Annotated in this window: 3 protein-coding genes; all 3 read left to right on the top strand. The window is 45.1% G+C overall.

The window, feature by feature from the left end; translation table 11 throughout:
- On the top strand, positions 1 to 508 hold a 508-nt coding region (locus AB4653_RS05170), incomplete at its 5' end, for a GspE/PulE family protein (protein ID WP_372103494.1).
- A gap of 15 nt (positions 509 to 523) precedes the next feature.
- Positions 524 to 1,750 (top strand): type II secretion system F family protein, encoded by a 1,227-nt coding sequence (locus tag AB4653_RS05165; protein ID WP_009847603.1) that lies wholly within the window; start codon positions 524 to 526, stop codon positions 1,748 to 1,750.
- A 68-nt stretch (positions 1,751 to 1,818) separates the two neighbouring features.
- Positions 1,819 to 2,297 (top strand): A24 family peptidase (locus AB4653_RS05160; RefSeq protein ID WP_372103491.1); only part of this gene is annotated, 479 nt, incomplete at its 3' end.

Here is a 2,297-nt window from a genome sequence, read left to right as displayed (position 1 = left end):
TGAGATCCGTGATTTAGAAACCGCAGAGATCGCGATCAAAGCGTCGCAAACGGGTCACTTAGTCCTCTCGACACTCCATACTAACTCAGCTTCGGAAACCGTGACTCGGCTCGCCCATATGGGGATAGAACCCTTTAACCTCGCTTCGTCATTGAGCCTGATTATCGCGCAGCGACTGGCAAGGCGGCTGTGTAACCACTGTAAAGCAGCTGACAACTCGCCGGACATATTTCTACGTCACTCTATTCCTAACAATCAAACACTCTACAAAGCCACCCCACAAGGGTGCAATGAGTGTAATCAGGGCTATTCCGGTCGAGTAGGTATCTACGAAGTAATGCCGTTCACCGACAAACTAAAAAATAGTCTGATCAATAAACCTAACGCGTTAGAGATTGAAGATCTCGCGCGTAGAGAAGGAATGAGAACACTGCAAGAATCCGGTATCGATAAGTTGCTTGAAGGCACCACCAGCTATCAAGAACTGCAACGTGTTCTGTATCTATAATCCATCGGAGCACTCATGAGCACTAAACTGCAGTCACAATTAAAAAACTACCACTGGAAAGGCATAAACAGCTCAGGCAAAAAGGTGTCAGGGCAAACCTTGGCACTCGCTGAATTAGAAGTACGAGAAAAGCTCAAAGATCAGCATATTCAGATTAAGAAAATCAAAAAGAAAAGCATCTCAGCAGTCACTCGTTTAACACACCGAGTCAAAGCCAAAGACATCACCATTTTGACTCGACAACTTGCGACCATGCTTGCCACTGGCGTGCCTATCGTTCAGGCCATTAAGCTAGTGTCAGACAATCACCGTAAAGCTGAAATGAAATCAATTCTATTGCACATCTGTCGAGGTGTCGAAGCGGGAACCCCTATATCAAAAGCGATGCGGACGGCAAGCTCTCACTTTGACGACCTGTACACCGACTTGGTCGCTACTGGCGAGCTTTCCGGAAACCTAGCGCAAGTCTTTGAGCGCTTAGCAACCTATAGAGAAAAGAGTGAGCAGCTAAAGTCTAAGGTCATAAAAGCACTGATTTACCCCACAATGGTGGTCGCTGTCGCTTTGACTGTCTCTTACTTAATGCTCACCATGGTCATTCCTGAATTTGAATCGATGTTTTCAGGCTTCGGGGCAGATCTCCCTTGGTTTACTCAACAAGTACTCTCCCTTTCGCATTGGGTACAGGCTTACAGTCTTTATGCTGCTGTTGGCATATGGTTAGTCACATTATTTACCTACCAACTACGTCAACGGTCTTATTCCATTCGTTTATCATTCAGCCGTCTAGGCTTGCGATTCCCTATTCTTGGCGGAGTATTGGCCAAAGCCTCAATCGCCAAATTCAGCCGAACCTTATCAACCAGTTTTAGTTCAGGGATTCCTATTTTAACCAGCCTGAAGACCACAGCCAAAACCGCAGGTAACTTGCATTATGAATCGGCCATCATCGAGGTTCATCGTGAAACTGCCGCTGGCATGCCGATGTATATCGCGATGCGCAATACCGATGCCTTTCCTGAGATGGTTTTGCAGATGGTCATGATAGGAGAAGAGTCCGGTAACCTTGATGACATGCTCAATAAAATCGCATCTATTTATGAATTTGAAGTCGACAACACCGTCGATAATTTAGGTAAGATTCTAGAGCCACTGATCATCGTATTTTTAGGCACCGCTATTGGTGGGCTTGTTGTCGCGATGTACTTACCGATCTTTAATCTTATGAGTGTGTTAGGATAGCTAAAAGCAACCAAACACCCCTCAAGCAGAGAACCACTGCTTGTATTGATTAAGTGGTAAAGGACACTATGGAAGTATTTCACTACTATCCTTGGCTATTCCCCGTATTAGCTTTCATTTTTAGCCTTCTTATTGGCAGTTTCCTCAACGTAGTCATACACCGTTTACCGATTATGATGGAACGAGAGTGGCAACAAGAGTGCTCGGAGTATTTCTCTCAATATAAAATTCCAGCGCCAGAGGGGAAGTTCAATCTCAGTATCCCTCGTTCGGCTTGCCCGAAATGTAAAACCCAATTAAGAATCGTCGACAATGTTCCAGTATTAAGCTGGTTGTTCTTGAAAGGTAAGTGTCATAGCTGTGCTAACCCAATCAGTGCTCGCTATCCATTGGTCGAACTGCTGACTGCAATACTATGCACCGTAGTGGCTAGCCACTTTGGTTTCAGTTACTACGCCATTGCTTTGATTTTTTTCACCTTTGCATTGATTGCCGCAACCTTTATCGACCTAGATACCATGCTGTTACCTGATCAAATCACCTTACC

Source organism: Vibrio sp. 10N.222.48.A3 (assembly GCF_041475345.1).
Lineage (GTDB): Bacteria > Pseudomonadota > Gammaproteobacteria > Enterobacterales > Vibrionaceae > Vibrio > Vibrio tasmaniensis_A.
The sequence above is the reverse complement of the archived record's forward strand: the minus strand, read 5'-3'. Positions and strand labels throughout refer to the sequence as shown.

Coding starts and splice junctions, on each gene's coding strand:
- AB4653_RS05165 (WP_009847603.1), top strand. CDS start 524: ATGAGCACTAAACTGCAGTCACAATTAAAAAACTACCACTGGAAAGGC.